Source organism: Streptomyces sp. SudanB52_2052, assembly GCF_964272415.1.
Classification (GTDB): domain Bacteria; phylum Actinomycetota; class Actinomycetes; order Streptomycetales; family Streptomycetaceae; genus Streptomyces; species Streptomyces olindensis.
Window position 1 is genome coordinate 3,928,423 of the sequence record NZ_OZ186796.1, and the last position, 23,659, is coordinate 3,952,081.

Sequence of the window (23,659 nt, forward strand, 5' to 3'; positions counted from 1 at the left end):
CTGATCGTGCGCGACCGGAGCCGCACGTGTCCCGGGAACGGGCGAACACCGCACGGTCGGCGTACGACCGACCTCCCACCGGACTCTCGGGTCATACCCCGACCAGCGGGCGCCGCGCCGGACCGCTCAAGCCAGCAGACCCCGCAGCGGGAACACCGCCCGCCGGGCCGCCAGCACCGCCTGGTCGAGCCGGTCGGCGGGGTCGTAGCCCTCCTCCCAGGAGGACCAGGTGACCGGCCAGCGTCCGTCCGTCATCCGCGCCGGGGCCAACTGCCGCGTCTTCGCGAACACTTCCTGCCGCCACCCCTCGGGGATCATCGCCTCGGGCTCCACGGCCCGGCCGGCGGCGATCGCGACCAGGTGCGTCCACGACCGCGGGACGACGTCCACCACCGCGTAGCCGCCCCCGCCCAGGGCCACCCACCGCCCGTCGGCGTACTCGTGCGCCAGGTCGTGACACGCCACCTGCACCGCCCGCTGCGCGTCCAGCGACACCGCCAGATGCGCCAGCGGGTCCTCGAAGTGCGTGTCGGCCCCGTGCTGCGTCACCAGCACCTGCGGCCGGAAGTCCGCGATCAGCTCCGGCACGACCGCGTGGAACGCCCGCAGCCACCCGGCGTCCCCGGTCCCGGCCGGCAGGGCCACGTTCACCGCCGAGCCCTCCGCCGAGTCCGCCCCGGTCTCCTCCGGCCACCCGGTCTGCGGGAACAGCGTCCGGGGATGCTCGTGCAGCGAGATCGTCAGCACCCGCGGGTCGTCCCAGAACGCCGCCTGCACCCCGTCCCCGTGATGCACGTCGACGTCGACGTACGCGACCCGCTCCGCCCCGAGCTCCAGCAGCCGGGCGATCGCCAGCGAGGCGTCGTTGTAGATGCAGAAGCCGGACGCGCCGCCCGGCATCGCGTGGTGCAGCCCGCCCGCGAAGTTCACCGCGTGCAGCGCCTCACCCCGCCACACGGCCTCCGCCGCCCCCACCGACTGCCCGGCGATCAGCGACGACACCTCGTGCATCCCCGCGAACGCCGGATCGTCCATGGTGCCCAGCCCGTACGACGGGTCCGCCGCCCCGGGATCCACGGAGGCCGCCTTCACCGCCGCGATGTAGTCCTCCCGGTGGACGAGCCGCAGCGTCGACTCCCCGGCCGCCTTCGCGGCGACCACGTCCACCTCCCGGTCCAGCCCGAAGGCGTCGATCAACCTCCGGGTCAGGGCGAGCCGGACCGGGTCCATCGGATGCCCCGGACCGAAGTCATAGCCCGTTACTGCCTCGTCCCACATCAGCTGTGCGCGGCCGCTCATGCCCGCCACCGTATCGGTCCGGTTGAGCGGCGAACGACCGGGCGTACACAAGCGTCACCAGCACCAACACCATCGGCACGAGCATCGCCCCGCGGTAGCTCCACGCATCCCCGAGAGCACCGACCAACGGCGAACCGATCAAAAACCCCACATAGTTGAAGACGTTCAGCCGTGCGACGGCCGCATCCGAAGCCCCCGGGAACAATCTGCCGGCCGCCGCGAACGTCTGCGGCACCAGCACACACAAGCCCAGGCCCAGAAGCGTGAACCCCAGCATGCCGACCCACGCCCCCGGTGCCCCCGCCACGACCGCGAAGCCCCCCGCCGCCACGAGCGCGCCGCCCCGCACCACGGCGACGGCCCCGAACCGGCGCACCCCGAAGTCCCCGATCGCCCGCCCCAGCAGCGTGGTGACCATGTACACGTTGTACGGCACCGTCGCCAGCTGCTCCGAACTGCCCAGCACGTCCTGGAGGTACTTGGCGCTCCAGTTGGAGACGGTCGAGTCACCGATGTAGGCGACGGTCATCACCAGACACAAGGGCAGCAGCCACTTGAACACGACGACCTGGCCCTCACCGCCCGCCTGCTCCTCCGCCCCGGGCGCCGCGTCCCGGTCGTCGACGTACCACCGGCTCCCCACCAGCACCGCCGGCAGCAGCACCGCCACGACCGGCAGGTACGACACCCACAACGCCAGCTCCCAGTGCGCCCCCACCCACGCCAGCGAGGCCCCCGCGATTCCGCCCAGGCTGTACGCCGCGTGGAAACTGAGCATGATGCTGCGCCCGTACGACCGCTGCAGGCTCACCCCGAGCATGTTCATCGACGCGTCCAGCACCCCGACGGCGAGCCCGAACGCGGCGAGGGCCACGCCCAGTTCCACCATCCGCTCCCCGGCCCCGACCCCGAGCAGCGCCAGCAGCACCACGGGCTGGGACCAGCGCAGCAGCCGGCTCGGCGCCACCCGCTTCACCAGCCGCTCGGTGCTCACGCTCCCGATCCCGGCCAGGATCGGCACGGCCGCCAGGAAGGCGGGCAACAGCGCGTCGGACACCCCGTACCGGTCCTGGATGGCCGGGATCCGCGTCACGAGCAGAGCGAAGGCGACCCCCTGCACCAAGAAGCCGAACGCCAACGAGGCCCTGCCGCGCCGCAGCACATCAGTCATGGCGGCGAGCGTAGAGGCCAGACCTACCCATGGGTAGATCCAGCCAAAGATGAATCTGACTCAGCTTCGACGGCTCTCAGCCGCGGTTCACGCCAGCAGACCGGCCAACTCCCCCATGTCGGAGAAGAGGCCGGTGGCCCCCACCAGCCGCTCGCCCGGCGTCATGGCGGTGAACCCGTACACGTCCATCCCCGCCGCGACCGCCGCCCGCACCCCCAGCGGACTGTCCTCGACGACGACACACCGCTCCGGCTCGGCCCCCATCCGGTCGGCCGCGTACAGGAACAGGTCGGGTGCCGGCTTCCCCCGCCCGACGTCCTGCGAACTGAAGATCCGCCCCTCGTCGAACCACCGGTCGAGCCCGGTCGTCCGATGCCCGACCCGAATCCGCTCATGGCTCCCGGAGGAGGCCACGCAGTACGGCACGGAGTCGGCGGCGAGCTTCTGCAGCACCTCCTCGACGCCGGCGACCGGCTTCAACTCCCGCTCGAAGGCCGCGAAGACGCGGGCGTGGAACACGTCGTCGAAGTCCCCCGGCAGCCGCCGACCGGTGCGCTCCGCCACGAGTTCGTGCACGCGGTGCATGGCGGAGCCCATGTAGTCCCGGATGGAGTCCTCGTACGACGTCGGGTGCCCGAGTTCGGTGAGGTAGGCGGCCAGCAGCCGGTTGGAGATCGGCTCACTGTCGACCAGCACACCGTCGTTGTCGAAGATCACGAGGTCATAGCGCATGACCTGACCCTAGAGGGCCCCGATCTTCCCGACACCGGCCCCGGCCCGCACCAGCGAGGGCACATTGGCCGCCGGATCGAGCGTGTACGAGTAGAAGGTCCGCGGCTCGGTCACGCTGCCGTTGGTCTCGCACGTCCCCGACCCGACGAACTGGTTGCCGCGCTGCACCAGCCTCCCCGGCCCGGAATCGGCGTACCCGCTGGCGGAATAGCAGGGGTGGGGAACGTTCTCGAAGTAGTTCCCCTCGACCAGCACACCGGCGTTCATCGTCGACGCGACCCCGTACAGCTGGTTGTTCCGGAAGTAGTTGTTGTACACGTGCACCGGCTCACCGAACCGCACCCGCGGGTTCCGCTGCTTCGAGCCGTCGAAGAAGTTGTGGTGAATGCTCACCTTCAGCTTGCCGGCGTCCTGCCCGCCGTTCCCGTCCGAGTGCCCGATCAGCATGTTCTTGTCGGTCTTGTTGAACCAGTTCCAGGACACGGTGACGTACTCGGCCGCCCGGTTGATGTCGAGGGCACCGTCGACGGGAGCCACGAACTCGTTGTGGTCGATCCAGATGTGGTGCGACTGCTGGCCGATATTGACGGCATCATCCTCGGCGTTGGTGAACTTGATGTTGCGCACGATGACGTTGTACGAGCGGTAGAAGTCGAGCCCGCCCCCGTTGATGACGGCCGACGAACCCACCCCGACGATGGTCTTGTTGGGCCGGACACCCTGCTTGCTGGTGATGTCGATGGTGCCCTGCACCTTGATGGTCAGCGGCCCCACGGTGTCGATGTACTCCAGGAACTGCTCGGACGTGGTCGCGGTGACCGTCGCACCCCCAGCCCCACCGGTCGTGCCGTTCTGCCCGAGCGCGTTGACGGCGGCGAACCCGGTGGGCGCCGCCTCGGCCGATGGCGCCGGCCCAGCGGCGGTGGCCTGACCTCCGAGGCCCAACGCACCGAGCAGGAGGACGAACGAAAGCGTTAACGAGGACGATCTCATGGGGTATCTCCTCCGATAGAAAGCGCTTTCCGAACGCCTCGAAGGTAGGGCGATATCCTGAGCATGTCAACGCATGTTTACGGCCATCATGGCTGCCGGCATACAAAAAACCCCGCACCGGTGAACCCGGTGCGGGGTTTTCTCAATAATTGTTCGGCGGCGTCCTACTCTCCCACAGGGTCCCCCCTGCAGTACCATCGGCGCTGTAAGGCTTAGCTTCCGGGTTCGGAATGTAACCGGGCGTTTCCCCTACGCTATAACCACCGAAACACTATGAAACTGTGAACGCCACACCGCCAACAATGACGGGGCTGTTCGTGGTTTCAGAACCAACACAGTGGACGCGAGCAACTGAGGACAAGCCCTCGGCCTATTAGTACCGGTCAACTCCACACGTTACCGTGCTTCCATATCCGGCCTATCAACCCAGTCGTCTACTGGGAGCCTTACCCCATCAAGTGGGTGGGAGTCCTCATCTCGAAGCAGGCTTCCCGCTTAGATGCTTTCAGCGGTTATCCCTCCCGAACGTAGCCAACCAGCCATGCCCTTGGCAGAACAACTGGCACACCAGAGGTTCGTCCGTCCCGGTCCTCTCGTACTAGGGACAGCCCTTCTCAAGACTCCTACGCGCACAGCGGATAGGGACCGAACTGTCTCACGACGTTCTAAACCCAGCTCGCGTACCGCTTTAATGGGCGAACAGCCCAACCCTTGGGACCGACTCCAGCCCCAGGATGCGACGAGCCGACATCGAGGTGCCAAACCATCCCGTCGATATGGACTCTTGGGGAAGATCAGCCTGTTATCCCCGGGGTACCTTTTATCCGTTGAGCGACGGCGCTTCCACAAGCCACCGCCGGATCACTAGTCCCGACTTTCGTCCCTGCTCGACCCGTCGGTCTCACAGTCAAGCTCCCTTGTGCACTTACACTCAACACCTGATTGCCAACCAGGCTGAGGGAACCTTTGGGCGCCTCCGTTACCCTTTAGGAGGCAACCGCCCCAGTTAAACTACCCATCAGACACTGTCCCTGATCCGGATCACGGACCCAGGTTAGACATCCAGCACGACCAGACTGGTATTTCAACGACGACTCCACACTAACTGGCGTTAGCGCTTCACAGTCTCCCAGCTATCCTACACAAGCCGAACCGAACACCAATATCAAACTGTAGTAAAGGTCCCGGGGTCTTTCCGTCCTGCTGCGCGAAACGAGCATCTTTACTCGTAGTGCAATTTCACCGGGCCTATGGTTGAGACAGTCGAGAAGTCGTTACGCCATTCGTGCAGGTCGGAACTTACCCGACAAGGAATTTCGCTACCTTAGGATGGTTATAGTTACCACCGCCGTTTACTGGCGCTTAAGTTCTCAGCTTCGCCCTGACGAATCAGAGCTAACCGGTCCCCTTAACGTTCCAGCACCGGGCAGGCGTCAGTCCGTATACATCGCCTTACGGCTTCGCACGGACCTGTGTTTTTAGTAAACAGTCGCTTCTCGCTGGTCTCTGCGGCCACCCCCAGCTCTGGCAGCAAGTGCCGTCACCGGATGTGGCCCCCCTTCTCCCGAAGTTACGGGGGCATTTTGCCGAGTTCCTTAACCATAGTTCACCCGAACGCCTCGGTATTCTCTACCTGACCACCTGAGTCGGTTTAGGGTACGGGCCGCCATGAAACTCGCTAGAGGCTTTTCTCGACAGCATAGGATCATCCACTTCACCACAATCGGCTCGGCATCAGGTCTCAGCCACAAGGTGTGCGGATTTACCTACACACCGGCCTACACCCTTACCCCGGGACAACCACCGCCCGGGCTGGACTACCTTCCTGCGTCACCCCATCACTCACCTACTACCACCTTGGTTCAGCGGCTCCACCACTCCCCTTTGCCCGAAGGCTCCGGGGCGGCTTCACGGCCTTAGCATTAGCGGGCTCGATGTTTGACGCTTCACAGCGGGTACCGGAATATCAACCGGTTATCCATCGACTACGCCTGTCGGCCTCGCCTTAGGTCCCGACTTACCCTGGGCAGATCAGCTTGACCCAGGAACCCTTAGTCAATCGGCGCACACGTTTCTCACGTGTGAATCGCTACTCATGCCTGCATTCTCACTCGTCAACCGTCCACAACTCGCTTACGCGGCTGCTTCACCCGGCAGACGACGCTCCCCTACCCATCCATACACCCGTTGGGGCTGTTGTATGAATGACACGACTTCGGCGGTACGCTTGAGCCCCGCTACATTGTCGGCGCGGAATCACTAGACCAGTGAGCTATTACGCACTCTTTCAAGGGTGGCTGCTTCTAAGCCAACCTCCTGGTTGTCTCTGCGACTCCACATCCTTTCCCACTTAGCGTACGCTTAGGGGCCTTAGTCGATGCTCTGGGCTGTTTCCCTCTCGACCATGGAGCTTATCCCCCACAGTCTCACTGCCGCGCTCTCACTTACCGGCATTCGGAGTTTGGCTAAGGTCAGTAACCCGGTAGGGCCCATCGCCTATCCAGTGCTCTACCTCCGGCAAGAAACACACGACGCTGCACCTAAATGCATTTCGGGGAGAACCAGCTATCACGGAGTTTGATTGGCCTTTCACCCCTAACCACAGGTCATCCCCCAGGTTTTCAACCCTGGTGGGTTCGGTCCTCCACGAAGTCTTACCTCCGCTTCAACCTGCCCATGGCTAGATCACTCCGCTTCGGGTCTTGAGCGTGCTACTCAGACGCCCTATTCGGACTCGCTTTCGCTACGGCTTCCCCACACGGGTTAACCTCGCAACACACCGCAAACTCGCAGGCTCATTCTTCAAAAGGCACGCAGTCACGAGAAGCATCAAAGTGCTTCCGACGCTCCCACGGCTTGTAGGCACACGGTTTCAGGTACTATTTCACTCCCCTCCCGGGGTACTTTTCACCATTCCCTCACGGTACTATCCGCTATCGGTCACCAGGGAATATTTAGGCTTAGCGGGTGGTCCCGCCAGATTCACACGGGATTTCTCGGGCCCCGTGCTACTTGGGTGTCTCTCAAACGAGCCGCTGACGTTTCGACTACGGGGGTCTTACCCTCTACGCCGGACCTTTCGCATGTCCTTCGCCTACATCAACGGTTTCTGACTCGTCTCATGGCCGGCAGACCATGAAAGAGAGATCCCACAACCCCGTATACGCAACCCCTGCCGGGTCTCACACGCATACGGTTTGGCCTCATCCAGTTTCGCTCGCCACTACTCCCGGAATCACGGTTGTTTTCTCTTCCTGCGGGTACTGAGATGTTTCACTTCCCCGCGTTCCCTCCACACTGCCTATGTGTTCAGCAGCGGGTGACAGCCCATGACGACTGCCGGGTTTCCCCATTCGGACACCCCCGGATCAAAGCTCGGTTGACAGCTCCCGGGGCCTATCGCGGCCTCCCACGTCCTTCATCGGTTCCTGGTGCCAAGGCATCCACCGTGCGCCCTTAAAAACTTGGCCACAGATGCTCGCGTCCACTGTGCAGTTCTCAAACAACGACCAGCCACCCATCACCCCGCCTACTAGGCGAGTTCACTGGGGCCAGCGGCTGAGGAAAGTTCATTCCCTCAGACACCCAACAGCGTGCCCGACCAGTCCTCGCCCGGAGATCGTGCGTTCCACGCTCTTGCGAGCAGTACTAGCAGCCTCCGACCCGAAACTCTGGCCGAGTAGTCAACGTTCCACCCATGAGCAACCAGCATCAGACGTTCGCTGATGTACTGGCCTCTGAACCAGCCCCGAAGGACCGGCTTAGAAGTGCTCCTTAGAAAGGAGGTGATCCAGCCGCACCTTCCGGTACGGCTACCTTGTTACGACTTCGTCCCAATCGCCAGTCCCACCTTCGACAGCTCCCTCCCACAAGGGGTTGGGCCACCGGCTTCGGGTGTTACCGACTTTCGTGACGTGACGGGCGGTGTGTACAAGGCCCGGGAACGTATTCACCGCAGCAATGCTGATCTGCGATTACTAGCGACTCCGACTTCATGGGGTCGAGTTGCAGACCCCAATCCGAACTGAGACCGGCTTTTTGAGATTCGCTCCACCTCGCGGTATCGCAGCTCATTGTACCGGCCATTGTAGCACGTGTGCAGCCCAAGACATAAGGGGCATGATGACTTGACGTCGTCCCCACCTTCCTCCGAGTTGACCCCGGCGGTCTCCCGTGAGTCCCCAGCACCACAAGGGCCTGCTGGCAACACGGGACAAGGGTTGCGCTCGTTGCGGGACTTAACCCAACATCTCACGACACGAGCTGACGACAGCCATGCACCACCTGTACACCGACCACAAGGGGGACCCTGTCTCCAGGGTTTTCCGGTGTATGTCAAGCCTTGGTAAGGTTCTTCGCGTTGCGTCGAATTAAGCCACATGCTCCGCCGCTTGTGCGGGCCCCCGTCAATTCCTTTGAGTTTTAGCCTTGCGGCCGTACTCCCCAGGCGGGGCACTTAATGCGTTAGCTGCGGCACGGACAACGTGGAATGTTGCCCACACCTAGTGCCCACCGTTTACGGCGTGGACTACCAGGGTATCTAATCCTGTTCGCTCCCCACGCTTTCGCTCCTCAGCGTCAGTATCGGCCCAGAGATCCGCCTTCGCCACCGGTGTTCCTCCTGATATCTGCGCATTTCACCGCTACACCAGGAATTCCGATCTCCCCTACCGAACTCTAGCCTGCCCGTATCGACTGCAGACCCGGGGTTAAGCCCCGGGCTTTCACAACCGACGCGACAAGCCGCCTACGAGCTCTTTACGCCCAATAATTCCGGACAACGCTCGCGCCCTACGTATTACCGCGGCTGCTGGCACGTAGTTAGCCGGCGCTTCTTCTGCAGGTACCGTCACTTTCGCTTCTTCCCTGCTGAAAGAGGTTTACAACCCGAAGGCCGTCATCCCTCACGCGGCGTCGCTGCATCAGGCTTGCGCCCATTGTGCAATATTCCCCACTGCTGCCTCCCGTAGGAGTCTGGGCCGTGTCTCAGTCCCAGTGTGGCCGGTCGCCCTCTCAGGCCGGCTACCCGTCGTCGCCTTGGTGAGCCGTTACCTCACCAACAAGCTGATAGGCCGCGGGCTCATCCTGCACCGCCGGAGCTTTACACCATCAAGGATGCCCAAGATGGTCATATCCGGTATTAGACCCCGTTTCCAGGGCTTGTCCCAGAGTGCAGGGCAGATTGCCCACGTGTTACTCACCCGTTCGCCACTAATCCACCCCGAAGGGCTTCATCGTTCGACTTGCATGTGTTAAGCACGCCGCCAGCGTTCGTCCTGAGCCAGGATCAAACTCTCCGTGAATGTGTACCGGTAATCCGGTGCAACACCACGAGAGCGGAACAGTCAGGCGGAATAAGCCCGACCGTTCACAGCGTCCTCGCTGTGTTTTTTCAAAGGAACCTCGACCATCGGTTGTCCGACGGACGGGGTATCAACATATCTGGCGTTGACTTTTGGCACGCTGTTGAGTTCTCAAGGAACGGTCGCTTCCTTTGTACTCACCCTCTCGGGCTTTCCTCCGGGCGCTTCCCTTCGATCTTGCGTTTCCGACTCTATCAGATCTTTTCTCGATCCGATTTCCTCGGTGCTTTCCAGGTTCCCGCTTCAGCGTTTCCCTTTCCGGCGGTTCCGACTCTATCAGATCCTTTCGGGCCTGATTCCCTGTCAGTTGGGGTTGTCCTCGCGGCCGTTGGGCCGTTCCGACGAGTGAGACTTTAGCGGATTCCTCGGCTCCCGAGCCAATCGGGGGCCGCGTTCTTTCGAACGGGGATTCCTCATTCCGTAAATACGCATGCCAATGAAACGACGACAGAACTACTGCGCGTCGAGTAGTGGTTGGTACCTGCGGATTGGCTGCCCGGGGACCGACCGGAGTCGGCGCTCACGTCGGGCAACTCGGAGAACACTACGGATCGGGTCTGGGCGTGTCAACTCACGGGCGGACGGCACTCCCGGGGCGTAGTCTGGGGGGCATGACGACGCGTACGTGTAGCCAGTTCTGGTGGGCCGCCTGACGGCGGCCGTCCTCACGTATGCACTCAACGGCCGCCGCTTCGGCGGCCGTTGTTGTTTCTCCCTTCAGGACCACCGAGGGGCCGGCCGCCCGGGGCGGCGGTCCCGACCAGGAGGTGGAGGAGAGATGACACGGGTCTTCAGCGGGGTCAAGCCGACGGGGCATCTGACGCTGGGGAACTATCTGGGGGCCATGCGGCGGTGGGCTGCCGTCGACCAGCACGAGGCCGACGCCTTGTTCTGTGTCGTGGACCTGCACGCGCTGACCGTGGAGCACGATCCCGCGCGGGTGCGCAGGCTGAGTCGGCAGGCGGCGACGTTGCTGCTGGCGTCGGGGGTGGATCCGGAGCTGTGCACGGTGTTCGTGCAGAGTCATGTGGACGAGCACGCGCGGCTGTCGTACCTGCTGGAGTGCGTGGCCACCGACGGTGAGATGCGTCGGATGATCCAGTACAAGGAGAAGGCCGCGCGGGAGCAGCGGCGGGGCGGGAGCGTGCGGCTGTCGCTGCTGACGTATCCCGTGCTGATGGCGGCGGACATCCTGGCGTACGCGGCCGACGAGGTGCCCGTCGGGGACGATCAGCGGCAGCATGTGGAGCTGGCGCGGGATGTGGCCGTGCGGTTCAACCAGCGGTACGGGCACACGTTCGTGGTGCCGCGGGCGACGAAGCCCGGGGTGGCGGCTCGGGTGATGAATCTGCAGGATCCGGCGTCGAAGATGGGCAAGAGCGATGACGTCGGGCCGGGGATCGTCTATCTGCTGGACGAGCCGGACGTGGTGCGGAAGAAGGTCATGCGGGCCGTGACCGACAGCGGGCGGGAGGTCGTGTACGACCGGGAGGCCCGGCCGGGGCTCGCCAACCTGCTGGAGATCCTCGCGGCCTGTACCGGTGGGGAGCCCGAGAAGCTGAGTGGGACGTACACGTCGTACGGGGAGCTGAAGAAGGACACCGCCGAGGCTGTGGTCGAGGTGCTTCGGCCCGTGCAGGAGCGGCACAAGGAGTTGTGTGCGGACCCGGCGTACGTGGAGGCCGTGCTGCGGGACGGGGCGGAGCGGGCGCGGGGGATGGCTCGGCCGACCGTGGATGCCGCTTATCGCGCGATCGGGTTGTTGCCGGCCGTGGCCGGGGCGGCCGGGGTCCGGGCCGGGGTGGCTGGGTGAGGTGACCGGGTGGTGGGGGGCGGCCGTGTCGGCCGCCCCTCTGCCGGTGGTCAGCTGTTGTTGCCGGAGGCCAGGGCGCGGCTGCGGTCGCGGGCGGCTTCGAGGGCGGCGATGAGAGCGGCCCGGACGCCGTGGTTCTCGAGTTCGCGGATGGCGTTGATCGTCGTGCCGGCGGGGGACGTGACGTTCTCGCGGAGCTTGACCGGGTGTTCGCCGCTGTCGCGGAGCATCGTCGCGGCGCCGATGGCGGACTGGACGATGAGGTCGTGGGCCTTGTCGCGGGGCAGGCCGAGGAGGATGCCGGCGTCGGTCATGGCCTCGACCAGGTAGAAGAAGTAGGCCGGGCCGGAGCCGGAGAGGGCGGTGCAGGCGTCCTGCTGGGACTCGGGGACGCGGAGCGTCTTGCCGACGGCGCCGAAGATCTCCTCGGTGTGGGCGAGGTGGTCGGCGGTGGCGTGGGTGCCGGCGGAGATGACGGACATGGCCTCGTCGACGAGGGCGGGGGTGTTCGTCATGACGCGGACGACCGGGGTGCCGGGGGCCAGGCGCTCCTCGAAGTAGGCCGTGGGGATGCCGGCGGCGCCGCTGATGACCAGGCGGTCGGCGGGGACGTGCGGGGCGAGCTCGTCGAGGAGGGTGCCCATGTCCTGCGGTTTGACCGTGAGGATCAGGGTGTCGGCGGTCTTGGCGGCTTCGGGGTTGGTGACCGGGGTGACGCCGTAGCGGGTGCGGAGTTCTTCCGCTCGTTCCTGGCGGCGGGCGGTGACCAGGAGGTCGGCCGGGGTCCAGCCGGCGCGGATCATTCCGCTGAGCAGGGCTTCGCCGATCTTGCCGGTGCCGAGGACTGCGACTTTCTGGGTCATGGCTTTCGGTGCCCTCCGGGGGTTGCGCGTCGTCCGGGTTCATCCTCGCACCCGGGGGTGGTGGGGTGGGTCCGGTGTCCGGTGGGCGGGATGCCTGCGGGGCGGGTGGCTACGCCGTCCGGCGCCTCAGGGTCGCTGCTCCGAGGGCCAGGACCAGGAGGGCGCAGCCCGCCACGATCAGGGCGTCGCGGAGGAACGTGGCCGTCATGTCCGTGTGGTGCAGGACCTCGTTCATGCCGTCGACGGCGTACGACATGGGGAGGACGTCGGAGATGGCCTCCAGGGCCGGGTGCATGTCGTCGCGTGGGGTGAACAGGCCGCAGAGGAGGAGCTGGGGGAAGATCACCGCCGGCATGAACTGGACCGCCTGGAACTCCGAGGCCGCGAAGGCCGAGACGAAGAGGCCGAGGGCCGTGCCGAGGAGGGCGTCGAGGAGGGCCACCAGGAGGAGGAGCCAGGGGCTGCCGGTGACGTCGAGGCCGAGAAGCCAGAGCGCGAGGCCCGTGGCCAGGGCGGACTGGATGATCGCGAGGGTGCCGAAGGCGAGGGCGTAGCCGGCGATGAGGTCGGCTTTGCCGAGGGGCATGGCGAGGAGGCGTTCGAGGGTGCCCGAGGTGCGTTCGCGCAGGGTGGCGATGGACGTCACCAGGAACATCGTGATCAGCGGGAAGATCCCGAGGAGGGACGCGCCGATGTTGTCGAAGGTGCGGGGGCTGCCGTCGAAGACGTAGCGGAGCAGGAGCAGCATCACGCAGGGGATGAGGAGCAGCAGCGCGATGGTGCGGGGGTCGTGGGTGAGCTGGCGGAGGACCCGGGTCGCGGTGGCGGTGGTGCGCGCGGGGTTCAGGGCGCGCGGCCGGGCGGGTTCGAGCGTGGTGGTCATCGGCTTGTCTCCTTGCTGCGGGCCTGTGCCGTCGCCTCGTCGACCAGGTGGAGGAAGGCCTCCTCGACCGTTTCCGCGCCGGTGCGGGTGCGCAGGGCGTCGGGGGTGTCGTCGGCGAGGAGCTCGCCCTCGCGCATGAGGAGGAGGCGGTGGCAGCGCTCGGCCTCGTCCATGACGTGGGAGGAGACCAGGAGGGTGGCGCCGCGGCTCGCCGCGATGTCGTGGAAGAGGGCCCAGAGGTCGCGGCGCAGGACCGGGTCGAGGCCGACGGTGGGTTCGTCGAGGACCAGGAGTTCGGGGGTGCCGAGGAGGGCGACGGCGAGGGAGACGCGGCTGCGCTGGCCGCCGGAGAGGTTGCCGGCCAGGGCGTCCGCGTGGGTGGTGAGGTCGACGTCGGCGATGGCTCGGATGACGTGGTCGTGGCGGCGGTCCGCGGCGGGGCGGCCGGGGTCGAGTATCGCGGCGAAGTAGTCGAGGTTCTGGCGGACGGTCAGGTCGTCGTAGACGGACGGGGCCTGGGTGACGTAGCCGATGCGGGTGCGCAGGGCGGGGTGGCCGGCGGGGTGGCCGAGGACGTCGAGGGTGCCGGTGACCTTGGCCTGGGTGCCGACGATCGCGCGCAGGAGGGTCGACTTGCCGCAGCCGGAGGGGCCGAGGAGACCGGTGATCCGGCCTCGGGGGACGGTGAAGGCGAGGTCGCGCAGGACGGTGCGGGGGCCGCGGACGACGGTGAGGTCCTGGGCGTGGATGGCGGCCGAGGGGCCCTGGGTGGCTGGGCGTGGTGGGTCGGGAGCATTATTCATCATGCGATGAATAATGCTCCTGGGGGTGGGACCCGTCAAGCGGATGTGTGTCCTGCCGGGGCTTTGGCGAGCAGGAGGATCACGTCGTAGACCTCCTCGACGCAGCCGTCCGGGAAGGTGCTGAGCAGGTGCTCGCGTTCCTCGGCGAGGAAGGCCGCGGTGTGGTCCTCGCCGTGCACCAGGAAGACCGAGTGGCTGCCGATGTTGGCGAGGTGGGTGTCGACGGGGACGCGGCGGCTCCAGCGGACCGTGCGGCGGGTGAAGTCGAGAAGGCCGGTCGGGTCGGCGGCGCGGGCGTTGACGTTCCGCTTCTCGGCGGAGACGTCGATGCCGAAGTGGCGTGCCGTGCGGGCGGCGGCCTCGGCGATCCACGGCACGTCGAGGGCGTCGGTGTTCCACCAGAGGGCCAGGGCGCCACCGGGACGCAGGACGCGGAGGGCCTCCGGGACGGAGCGGGCGGGGTCGGTCCAGTGCCAGGCCTGGGCGTAGGTGACGAGGTCGATGGAGGCGTCGGCGAGGGGGAGGTCGTCGCCCGTGCCGCGGATGAGGGGGAGGGCGGGGTGGGCGCTGCGGAACTGGGCCGCCATGCCGTCGCCGGGCTCCACGGCGACCACGTTCGCGCCTCGGGCGTGCAGGAGGGCCGTGGCTATGCCGGTGCCGGCGCCGATGTCCGCGACGCGGGAGCCGGTGAGGGGGTGGCCGGCCAGGTCTTCTATCGCGTCGAAGAGGGCGGGCGGGTAGGAGGGGCGGTTGGCGGCGTACTGGGCCGCGGCGGCGTTGAAGGAGTGGGCTCGGGCGTGGCGCGTGAGGCGGTCGTCCGCGGGGCGGTCGTCCGCGGGGCGGTCGTCCATGGGGCGGTCGTCCGCGGGGTGGTCGTCCGCGGGGCGGGGGACGCGGGGTTCGGGGGTGAGGTCGGCTCCGGTGGGGTGGTCGTCGGCGGTGGGTGGTGTGGTCATACGGCCATGGTGGCCGGGGGTGGGGTGGGGGGCGGTGAGATTTGGGTGAGAGGGCCGGGGCGCGGGTCATGTCGGCCTATGCGCGGCGGCGCTTCTTCGACGGGTTGCCCGTGCGGCGGGTGGTGCGCTTCTCGTGTCGTCTGCGGGCCTCCTCGTACTCCTCGCGGTGGAGCTTCTCGCCCGGGGCCTCGGTGAGGGAGCGGAAGAAGTACGCCAGGAGGGAGCCGACGAAGCCGATGGTCAGGAGTCCGCGGAGGGACGCCTGGCGGTCCGGGTCGGGGCGGCGGGTGAAGCCGTCCCAGGTGTGGCGGAAGGCCATCGCGCTGCAGATCGCGAACATGGCGACCATGAGGAGCGTGACGAAGCCGCCGATCGCGGCGATCTGAAGACCCTGGTAGGCGAGGCGCAGGACCAGGCAGGAGACGGCCGCGGCGGCCAGTGAGCCGACGGCCACGGCGATGCGGCGGGCGGTGTAGCCGTTGTCGTGGTCCACCCACGTCGTGCCGAAGAAACGGATCGGCTCGGGGTGGGGGGCGGTGGCGGGGGCCGGGGTGCCGTTGTCTGCGCTCACGGGTCGATTATGGCTCCGGCCCGGCGGCTCGGGCGGGGGGCGGGTGGTGGGGCACCCGTCACGCCTTCCCGGTCCGGGAGCGCGGCGGTGGATGGTGCGGCCCGCAGTGGGGGCGGGCCGCCTCATCCCCGGTGCGGGTCAGGAGCAGCGCGGGCGGATGTAGCCGTCGCTGCCGGTGTTCACGTAGGAGTCCGACACGTACTGGCCGGCGGCGATGTTGTCCCAGATGTTCGTCGTGCCGTACGGGCCCGTGACCCAGGTGCCGGGTGTCTGGCAGTGGATCGCCACCCGCGAGCCCTCGGGCAGGACCTTGACGATCGGGTAGCCGGTGCCGGGACCGCTGCGGACGTTGAGCCGGACGCCCGGTGCGATCGAGTAGTAGGTGGCCGCCGCGGCCAGGGTGGTGACCAGCGGCGTGCCGGCACCTTCCTTGTCGCGCTCGACCTCTTCGACAGGCTCGACTGACATGAAAAACCTCCCCCGTTGCACCCCCATGGCTGCCATGGGGCCCCGTTGATTCCCTCGAATCACGTCATCAAACATCTGTGCGTGACTCGCTTGCGGAGGCTAGCAAGCCGCCTCTGTCTCGTACGAGTCATCGACTAGGCTCCGTGCGTCGCGCGCGCGGACGAACAGCACGGGGGTGGTCCCATGGCGCCACAGCGGAACGCCGGAGCGGGCCCGGAAGCGGAACTTCCCGAGTACGCCGGTCACTACCGGTTGGAGTCGTGCCTGGGCTCGGGCGGCATGGGCGTCGTCCACCTGGCCCGGAGCACCTCCGGGATGAAGCTCGCAGTGAAGGTCGTGCACGCGGAGTTCGCCAAGGACCCCGAGTTCAGGGGGCGTTTCCGGCAGGAGGTGGGCGCGGCCCGGCGGGTCAGCGGGGCGTTCACCGCGCCCGTCGTGGATGCCGATCCCGAGGCCGGGCGGCCCTGGATGGCCACGTTGTTCATTCCGGGCCCCACGCTGGCCCAGGAGGTGAAGCGGAACGGCCCCTTGGCCCCCGCCCAACTGCGCCGGCTGATGGCGGGGCTCGCGGAGGCCCTGCGCGACATCCACCGGGTCGGGGTCGTGCACCGGGATCTGAAGCCGAGCAACGTGCTGCTCGCCGAGGACGGGCCGAAGGTCATCGACTTCGGCATCTCCCGGCCGACGGACAGCGAGTTGCGGACCGAGACCGGGAAGCTGATCGGCACGCCGCCGTTCATGGCGCCCGAGCAGTTCCGGCGGCCGAGAGAGGTGGGACCGGCCGCGGACGTGTTCGCCCTCGGGTCCGTGATGGTCCATGCCGCCACCGGGCGGGGGCCGTTCGACTCCGACAGCCCCTACGTCGTCGCCTACCAGGTCGTGCACGACGAGCCCGACCTGACCGGCGTACCGGAAGCGCTGGTGCCGCTCGTGCTGCGGTGTCTCGCCAAGGAGCCCGAGGACCGGCCCTCCCCCGACGAGTTGATGCGCGAACTGCGGTCGGTGGCGGCCTCGTACGACACGCAGGCGTTCATACCGCAGCAGCGCGTCGAGGAGGCGCCCGAGCGGCCCGAGCCGGTGGTGCCCGCCGAGGAGTCCCCCGTCGATCCCTCCGGCCCCGGGAAGTCCCCGCGGCCGTCGAAGCGGCGGCTCGGCAGGCGGGCCGGTCTGGCCGCCGGTGCGGTCGGGCTGGTCGTCGTCGGGGCGCTGGCGGTGGTGCCGCTGCTCGGGGGCGGGAGTCCGGCGCCGGAGGTCAGCGCGCCGCGGACCACGGCTGCCGCGTTCTCGGCGTGGGAGGCCCAGCCGCTGGACCGGGAGAGCACACCGCAATGCTCCTACGCGGTGGGCCGGTTGCTGTGCGCGCAGAACGGCCTGGTGTTCGCCCTCGACCCCGGCGACGGGCGGCTGCTGTGGCGGCATCCGTTGGAGGGGGCCGCCGCGAGCGGGCCGCCGAGCGGCGCACCGGTCGTGTCGGGGGGCCTGGTGCTGGCCGGGCTCGGGCAGGAACGGCGGGTGGCCGCGCTCGACCCCGCGTCGGGCGAGGTGGTCCGGCGGGAGGAGCTGCCCGCGTACGGCGGGCTGCGGGCCGTGGGCGGCATGGTGCTGCTCACCGCTGCCGACGGCACGGTCAGCGGTGTGGAGAGCGCCTCGGGCGAGGTGAAGTGGAGTCACCGGATCCCGGGCCAGGACGTGCCGTACTTCGTCTCGTTCCCCGGTGATCCGCTGGCGTACGCGGCGACCGTGTCCGGCGACGGCTCGGCCACGCGGGTCACGGCGGTGGATCCGCGCACCGGCGACGTGCGGTGGGACGCGGAGCTGGAGGGGGCTCTGCAACCGCTGGGCTCGGCGGACGGGTCCGTCGTCTTCGCCGCCGGCGACCCCGTGAGGCAGGACGCGCGGGCCCTGGTGCGCTACCGCCCCGACGACCGCACCACCTCGCGCGTGCCGCTGCGCATTCCCCTGCAGCAGGTCCAGGGCAGCGTGCACGGGGACGTCGTCCACCTCATGGCGGCGGGCGGGTCGCTGGTCGCCGTCGACCTGGAGACGCGGAAGCAGCTCTGGAGTCTGGAGACGGGTCTCGCGCGCGGGTCCACGCCGGTCGCCGGTGAGCGGTACGTGTACGTCACCGCTCCGGACGGCCGGCTGCTCGCCGTCGACGCGCGGCGCGGGAAGCTCGCCGGGCAGACGTCTCCCCGGCTGGGAGACCGGTCGGACCGGGTTCCGGCCGCGCTGCCCGAGCCGGTGCTCGTCGGTGACCGGGTCTACGCCGGTGCGCCGGACGGCACCGTCTTCGCCGTGCACGGGCGCGATCCCGCGGCCTGGTAGGCGGACATGCGCGAGGGCCGCCCCCGGCTGCGGAGGCGGCCCTCGGGAGTGCGGGGGCTCAGCCCAGCATCGTGACGTCCCGGACGGCGCCCTTGTCGGCGCTGGTCGCCATCGCCGCGTAGGCACGCAGGGCGGCCGAGACCTTGCGGTCGCGGTTCTTCGGGGCGTACCGGCCGTTCAGGGCCTGCTCGCGGCGGGCCAGCTCGGCGTCGTCGACCAGGAGCTCGATGGAGCGGTTGGGGATGTCGATGCGGATGCGGTCGCCGTCCTCGACGAGGGCGATGGTGCCGCCCGCGGCCGCCTCGGGCGAGGCGTGGCCGATGGACAGGCCGGAGGTGCCGCCGGAGAAGCGGCCGTCCGTCACCAGCGCGCAGGTCTTGCCCAGGCCGCGGCCCTTCAGGTACGAGGTCGGGTAGAGCATCTCCTGCATACCGGGGCCGCCCTTGGGGCCCTCGTAGCGGATGACGACGACGTCGCCGTCCTTGACCTGCTGGGTGAGGATCTTCTGCACGGCCTCCTCCTGCGACTCGCAGACGACCGCCGGGCCCTCGAAGGTCCAGATGGACTCGTCGACGCCGGCCGTCTTCACGACGCAGCCGTCCACGGCCAGGTTGCCCTTGAGGACCGCGAGGCCGCCGTCCTTGGAGTAGGCGTGCTCGACGGAGCGGATGCAGCCGCCCTCGGCGTCCTCGTCCAGTGCCTCCCAGCGCTCGGACTGGGAGAAGGCCTCGGCGGAGCGGACGCAGCCGGGGGCCGCGTGCCACAGCTCGACGGCCTCGGCGGACGGGGAGCCGCCGCGCACGTCCCAGGTCTTCAGCCAGTCGGCGAGGGAGGGGCTGTGCACGGAGTGGACGTCCTCGTTGAGCAGGCCCGCGCGGTGCAGCTCGCCGAGCAGGGCGGGGATGCCGCCGGCGCGGTGCACGTCCTCCATGTAGTACGTGCGGTCCTTGGCGACGTTCGGGGCGACCTTGGCCAGGCACGGCACCCGGCGGGAGACCTCGTTGATCTCCTCCAGCCCGAAGGGGACGCCCGCCTCCTGGGCGGCGGCCAGCAGGTGCAGGATCGTGTTGGTGGAGCCGCCCATGGCGATGTCGAGGGCCATGGCGTTCTCGAAGGCCGCGAAGGACGCCACGCTGCGGGGCAGGACCGTCTCGTCGTCCTCCTCGTAGTAGCGGCGGGTGATGTCCATGACCGTCTTCGCGGCGTTCACGTACAGCTGTTTGCGGGCCGTGTGCGTGGCCAGGACCGAGCCGTTGCCCGGCAGGGACAGGCCGATGGCCTCGGTCAGGCAGTTCATCGAGTTGGCGGTGAACATGCCGGAACAGGAGCCGCAGGTCGGGCAGGCGTTCTCCTCGATGCGGAGGATGTCCTCGTCCGAGATCTTGTCGTTCACGGCGTCGGAGATCGCGTCGACCAGGTCGAGCGTGCGGACCGTGCCGTCGACGAGGGTGGCGCGGCCGGACTCCATGGGCCCGCCGGAGACGAACACCGTCGGGATGTTCAGCCGCAGGGCCGCGTTGAGCATGCCCGGGGTGATCTTGTCGCAGTTGGAGATGCAGATCAGGGCGTCGGCGCAGTGGGCCTCGACCATGTACTCCACGCTGTCCGCGATCAGGTCGCGGGAGGGCAGGGAGTAGAGCATGCCGCCGTGGCCCATGGCGATGCCGTCGTCCACGGCGATCGTGTTGAACTCGCGCGGGATGCCGCCGGCCTCGATCACCGCCTCGCTGACGATCCGGCCGACCGGCGCCAGGTGCGTGTGGCCCGGCACGAACTCCGTGAAGCTGTTGGCGACCGCGATGATCGGCTTGCGGCCGATGTCCGCACCCGGTACACCGGAGGCGCGCATAAGGGCGCGGGCGCCCGCCATGTTGCGGCCGTGGGTGACTGTGCGGGACCTCAGCTCGGGCATCGTCGCTCGCTCCTTCTACAGGCGGCGTCAGAGGATTCGGAGATTTCTGACTGCTACCGAGCGTACGCCGGTCATCCAGTGGGCGGGACGGAGTGTCCGGAATGCGGGACGGCTGTCTCGTCGGCGGCCCGCGCGGGGGCTACGGATCGGTCAGGTGTCCCTGCACGACGGGGGCCAGCCGCGCGATGATCTGCTCCGGGTCCGCCGAGGCCAGGGGCTCGACCTTGATGACGTAGCGCAGGATCGCCGTGCCCACGAGCTGGGCAGCGGCCAGCTCGGCCCGCAGTTCCGCGTCGGGCAGCTCCAGGCGTACCGCGATGCGGCGCAGCACCTGGGTGGCGACGATCCGGCGGAAGACGGCCGCGGCGGTCTCGTTGGTGACGGCGGAGCGGACGATGGCGAGCAGCGGCGCGCGGGTCGCGGGGTTCTCCCAGACGCCGAAGAAGAAGCGGGCCAGGCGCTCCCCCACGCCGTCGAGCGGGCCCTCCTCGATGGCCTTCGGCGCCTGCAGGGCGGGGCCGAAGGACTGGGTGATCGCCGCCTCGAAGACCTGCTCCTTCGTGCCGAAGTAGTGGTGCACGAGGGCGGAGTCGACGCCGGCGGCCTTGGCGATGCCCCGCACGGACGTCTTCTCGTAGCCGCGCTCGGAGAACTCGTCGCGGGCGGCGGTGAGGATGCGGTCGCGGGTGTCCGCGGACTCCGCGCGCTTGGGGCGGCCGCGGCGGCGGGCGGAGGTGCCGGGGCCGGTGTCGGTGTCGGCCGGGGGCCGCTCGGTCATCGGCGCGGCACCCGCACGGCCGAGGCCAGGTGGAGGCGGGTGAAGGCCAGGGCCTCGGCGAGGTCGGCCTCGCGCTCCGCGCTCGACATGGCGCGGCGGGTGTTGACCTCGATGACGACGTGGCCGTCGAAGCCGGTCAGGGCGAGCCGCTCCAGCACCTCGGCGCAGGGCTGGGTGCCGCGGCCGGGCACCAGGTGCTCGTCCTTGGCGGAGCCGCGGCCGTCGGCGAGGTGGACGTGGCCGAGGCGGTCGCCCATGCGGTCGACCATGGCCAGCGCGTCGGAGCGGGCCGTCGCCGTGTGGCTGAGGTCGATCGTGAAGTGACGGTAGTCGTCCTTCGTGACGTCCCAGTCGGGGGCGTAGGCGAGCATCTCGCGGTCGCGGTAGCGCCAGGGGTACATGTTCTCGACGGCGAACCGTACGTCCGTCTCGTTCGCCATGCGCCAGATGCCGGCGACGAAGTCCCGCGCGTACTGGCGCTGCCAGCGGAACGGGGGGTGGACCACGACCGTGCTCGCGTCGAGCTTCTCGGCCGCCGCGCGGGCCCGCTGGAGCTTGGTCCAGGGGTCGGTGGACCAGACGCGCTGCGTGATGAGCAGGCAGGGGGCGTGCACGGCCAGGATCGGGATCTGGTGGTAGTCGCTCAGTCTGCGCAGAGCCTCGATGTCCTGGCTGACGGGGTCGGTCCAGACCATGACCTCGACTCCGTCGTAGCCGAGGCGCGCGGCGATCTCGAAGGCCGTGGCCGTCGACTCCGGGTAGACCGAGGCCGTCGAGAGGGCGACCTTCGCGTCCGGGATCTTTACGGCTGGCTCTGCCATGGAGGACAGATTACGGGGTGTGGCGGGCAGGTCGTGGGGTGCCCGCTCGCCGTTGTGGTGATTGCCACGTGCTGAGCCCGAGCGCCGGGCTCCCTACGCGGACTCCATGTGATCCAGCCGGCGCAGGATCACGCCCTCCCTGAGCGCCCACGGGCAGATCTCCACGCGCTCCACGCCGAACAGGTCCATCGCCGCCTCGGCCACCAGGGCACCCGCGAGCAGCTGGCCCGCCCTGCCCTCCGAGACGCCCGGGAGCTCGGCACGTTCGGCCTCCGTCATGCCGGACAGCCTCGGGACCCAGCCCTCCAGGGACTCCCGCTTCAGTTCCCGCTGGACGTAGAGGCCCTCGGCGGAGCGGGCCGCGCCGGCGATGCGGGCCAGCTGCTTGAACGTCTTGGACGTGGCGACGACGTGGTCGGGGGCGCCGAAGCGGCTGAACTCGCCGACCGTGCGGGCGATCTCCGTGCGGACGTGACGGCGCAGGGCCCGGACGTCGTCCGGGGCGGGCGGGTCGCCGGGCAGCCAGCCGGCGGTGAGGCGGCCGGCGCCCAGCGGCAGCGAGGCTGCCGCGTCGGGCTCCTCGTCGATGCCGTAGGCGATCTCCAGGGAGCCCCCGCCGATGTCCAGGACCAGGAGCCTGCCGGCCGACCAGCCGAACCAGCGGCGGGCGGCGAGGAACGTGAGCCGGGCCTCCTCCGCGCCGGTGAGGACCTGGAGCTCGACGCCGGTCTCGGCCCGCACGCGCGCCAGGACGTCGTCGGCGTTGCGGGCGTCGCGGACCGCGGAGGTCGCGAACGGCAGCACCTCCTCGACGCCCTTGTCCTCGGCGGCCTGGAGGGACTCGTGGACGACCCCGATGAGCCGGTCGATGCCGTCGGGGCCGATCGCGCCGCTGTCGTCGAGGAGCTGGGCGAGGCGCAGTTCCGCCTTGTGCGAGTGCGCGGGCAGCGGGCGCGCGCCGGGGTGTGCGTCCACCACCAGCAGATGCACCGTGTTCGATCCCACGTCGAGGACACCGAGTCTCATGTACGGAACGCTACTGCCAGCGGTGCCGTCCACCGTCCCCGGTGTGGGTAAGAGGCCCGTACCCTGGACTCGTGCCAAAGACGAAAAAGGCCAAGCGCGACAAATCACCGGGCGTCGCGGTACCCGACGAGAAGGGGCTCGACTTCGCTCGCGCGTGGGTGGAGTTTCCCGATCCGGCGGACGACGAGCAGGTGTTCCGCTGCGATCTGACATGGCTGACCTCTCGCTGGAACTGCATCTTCGGCAGCGGCTGCCAGGGCATCCAGGCGGGCCGCGCGGATGACGGGTGCTGCACCTTGGGTGCCCACTTCTCCGACGAGGACGACGAGAAGCGCGTCGCCGAGCATGTGGCCAGGCTCACGCCGGACATCTGGCAGCACCACGCCGAGGGCACGAAGAACGGCTGGGTGTCCGAGGACGAGGACGGCGACCGCCAGACCCGCCCCTTCCAGGGGTCCTGCATCTTCCAGAACCGGCCCGGCTTCCCGGGCGGCGCGGGCTGCTCGCTGCACATCCTCGCCCTGAAGGAGGGCCGCGAGCCGCTGGAGACCAAGCCGGACGTGTGCTGGCAGCTGCCGGTGCGGCGGACGTACGAGTGGATCGACCGGCCCGACGACACGCGCGTGCTGCAGGTGTCGATCGGTGAGTACGACCGCCGGGGCTGGGGCCCGGGCGGCCACGACCTGCACTGGTGGTGCACCTCGGCGACCTCGGCGCACGGCGCGGGCGAGCCGGTGTACGTCTCCTACCGGCCCGAGCTGATCGAGCTGATGGGCAAGGCCGGTTACGACCGGCTGGTCGAGCTGTGCGAGGAGCGGCTGGCCTCGCAGCTGCCGCTGCTGGCGCCGCATCCGGCGGACCCGGGGGTCTGAGCGGCCGGGG

17 protein-coding genes and 3 rRNA genes are annotated in these 23,659 nt (G+C 68.4%); 3 read left to right on the plus strand and 17 right to left on the minus strand.

The features are described 5' to 3' along the window. Positions 1-126: 126 nt before the first annotated feature. The 7 genes from ACSUPV_RS17310 to ACSUPV_RS17340 all read right to left on the minus strand — a co-directional run bounded on the left by ACSUPV_RS17310 (position 127) and on the right by ACSUPV_RS17340 (position 9,498). Complete coding sequence (locus ACSUPV_RS17310) at positions 127-1,299, minus strand: acetoin utilization protein AcuC (protein WP_359784647.1); 1,173 nt, start codon at positions 1,297-1,299, stop codon at positions 127-129. Beyond that, positions 1,250-2,470 (minus strand): MFS transporter, encoded by a 1,221-nt coding sequence (locus ACSUPV_RS17315; protein ID WP_037763364.1) that lies wholly within the window; start codon positions 2,468-2,470, stop codon positions 1,250-1,252. The genes ACSUPV_RS17310 and ACSUPV_RS17315 overlap by 50 nt, the downstream gene beginning before the upstream one ends. An 87-nt stretch (positions 2,471-2,557) precedes the next feature. Then, on the minus strand, positions 2,558-3,202 hold the full coding sequence (locus ACSUPV_RS17320) for an HAD family hydrolase (protein WP_037763363.1): 645 nt from the start codon (positions 3,200-3,202) through the stop codon (positions 2,558-2,560). Positions 3,203-3,211: 9 nt separating this feature from the next. Continuing rightward, a complete protein-coding gene (locus ACSUPV_RS17325; RefSeq protein ID WP_037763362.1) occupies positions 3,212-4,195 on the minus strand; it encodes a pectate lyase family protein in 984 nt (327 codons plus the stop codon). A 151-nt stretch (positions 4,196-4,346) separates the two neighbouring features. Then, positions 4,347-4,463: ribosomal RNA gene (rrf, locus tag ACSUPV_RS17330) — 5S ribosomal RNA — on the minus strand. Positions 4,464-4,548: 85 nt separating this feature from the next. Continuing rightward, positions 4,549-7,665 (minus strand): 23S ribosomal RNA (locus ACSUPV_RS17335). Positions 7,666-7,973: 308 nt separating this feature from the next. Then, positions 7,974-9,498: ribosomal RNA gene (locus ACSUPV_RS17340) — 16S ribosomal RNA — on the minus strand. Together the 16S, 23S and 5S rRNA genes form the textbook arrangement of a ribosomal RNA operon. Positions 9,499-10,336: 838 nt before the next feature. Here ACSUPV_RS17340 and trpS point away from each other — a divergent pair. Next, positions 10,337-11,371 carry a tryptophan--tRNA ligase gene (gene trpS / locus ACSUPV_RS17345; protein WP_436947791.1) on the plus strand — a complete coding sequence of 345 codons (1,035 nt, stop codon included), beginning with the start codon at positions 10,337-10,339 and terminating at the stop codon, positions 11,369-11,371. Positions 11,372-11,421: 50 nt separating this feature from the next. On the opposite strand, the gene proC is transcribed toward trpS, so the two are convergent. From proC to ACSUPV_RS17375, 6 genes are all read right to left on the minus strand, one after another. After that, the gene (gene proC / locus ACSUPV_RS17350) at positions 11,422-12,234 is read right to left on the minus strand and encodes a pyrroline-5-carboxylate reductase (RefSeq protein WP_031121558.1); all 813 of its coding nucleotides are present in this window, start codon (positions 12,232-12,234) and stop codon (positions 11,422-11,424) included. 109 nt (positions 12,235-12,343) lie between these two features. Next, entirely contained in the window at positions 12,344-13,117 is a 774-nt protein-coding gene (locus ACSUPV_RS17355) for an ABC transporter permease (protein WP_031121557.1), read from the minus strand. Then, on the minus strand, positions 13,114-13,923 hold the full coding sequence (locus tag ACSUPV_RS17360; RefSeq protein ID WP_037768349.1) for an ABC transporter ATP-binding protein: 810 nt from the start codon (positions 13,921-13,923) through the stop codon (positions 13,114-13,116). The genes ACSUPV_RS17355 and ACSUPV_RS17360 overlap by 4 nt, the downstream gene beginning before the upstream one ends. Positions 13,924-13,955: 32 nt before the next feature. After that, positions 13,956-14,771: a class I SAM-dependent methyltransferase gene (locus tag ACSUPV_RS17365; protein ID WP_436949910.1), complete on the minus strand. Its 816-nt coding sequence runs from the start codon at positions 14,769-14,771 to the stop codon at positions 13,956-13,958. A gap of 181 nt (positions 14,772-14,952) precedes the next feature. Then, positions 14,953-15,447, minus strand: coding sequence for a membrane protein (locus ACSUPV_RS17370; RefSeq protein ID WP_037768352.1), 495 nt, complete (start codon positions 15,445-15,447; stop codon positions 14,953-14,955). 138 nt (positions 15,448-15,585) lie between these two features. After that, complete coding sequence (locus ACSUPV_RS17375; RefSeq protein WP_031121530.1) at positions 15,586-15,915, minus strand: SH3 domain-containing protein; 330 nt, start codon at positions 15,913-15,915, stop codon at positions 15,586-15,588. Positions 15,916-16,098: 183 nt separating this feature from the next. On the opposite strand from ACSUPV_RS17375, the gene ACSUPV_RS17380 reads away from it, so the two are divergent. Next, the gene (locus ACSUPV_RS17380; protein ID WP_436947792.1) at positions 16,099-18,240 is read left to right on the plus strand and encodes a protein kinase domain-containing protein; all 2,142 of its coding nucleotides are present in this window, start codon (positions 16,099-16,101) and stop codon (positions 18,238-18,240) included. A gap of 58 nt (positions 18,241-18,298) precedes the next feature. Here ACSUPV_RS17380 and ilvD read toward each other — a convergent pair whose 3' ends face one another. The 4 genes from ilvD to ACSUPV_RS17400 form a co-directional block, all read right to left on the minus strand. Continuing rightward, entirely contained in the window at positions 18,299-20,152 is a 1,854-nt protein-coding gene (gene ilvD, locus ACSUPV_RS17385) for a dihydroxy-acid dehydratase (protein WP_037768358.1), read from the minus strand. Between the two features lie 139 nt (positions 20,153-20,291). Continuing rightward, the gene (locus tag ACSUPV_RS17390) at positions 20,292-20,930 is read right to left on the minus strand and encodes a TetR/AcrR family transcriptional regulator (protein ID WP_359794900.1); all 639 of its coding nucleotides are present in this window, start codon (positions 20,928-20,930) and stop codon (positions 20,292-20,294) included. Continuing rightward, positions 20,927-21,751: a sugar phosphate isomerase/epimerase family protein gene (locus ACSUPV_RS17395; protein ID WP_436947793.1), complete on the minus strand. Its 825-nt coding sequence runs from the start codon at positions 21,749-21,751 to the stop codon at positions 20,927-20,929. Before ACSUPV_RS17395 ends, ACSUPV_RS17390 begins: the two co-directional genes overlap by 4 nt. A 93-nt stretch (positions 21,752-21,844) precedes the next feature. Continuing rightward, positions 21,845-22,777: a Ppx/GppA phosphatase family protein gene (locus ACSUPV_RS17400; protein WP_031121536.1), complete on the minus strand. Its 933-nt coding sequence runs from the start codon at positions 22,775-22,777 to the stop codon at positions 21,845-21,847. 71 nt (positions 22,778-22,848) lie between these two features. On the opposite strand from ACSUPV_RS17400, the gene ACSUPV_RS17405 reads away from it, so the two are divergent. Continuing rightward, positions 22,849-23,649, plus strand: coding sequence for a hypothetical protein (locus tag ACSUPV_RS17405; protein ID WP_037768364.1), 801 nt, complete (start codon positions 22,849-22,851; stop codon positions 23,647-23,649). The last annotated feature ends 10 nt before the right edge of the window (positions 23,650-23,659 follow it).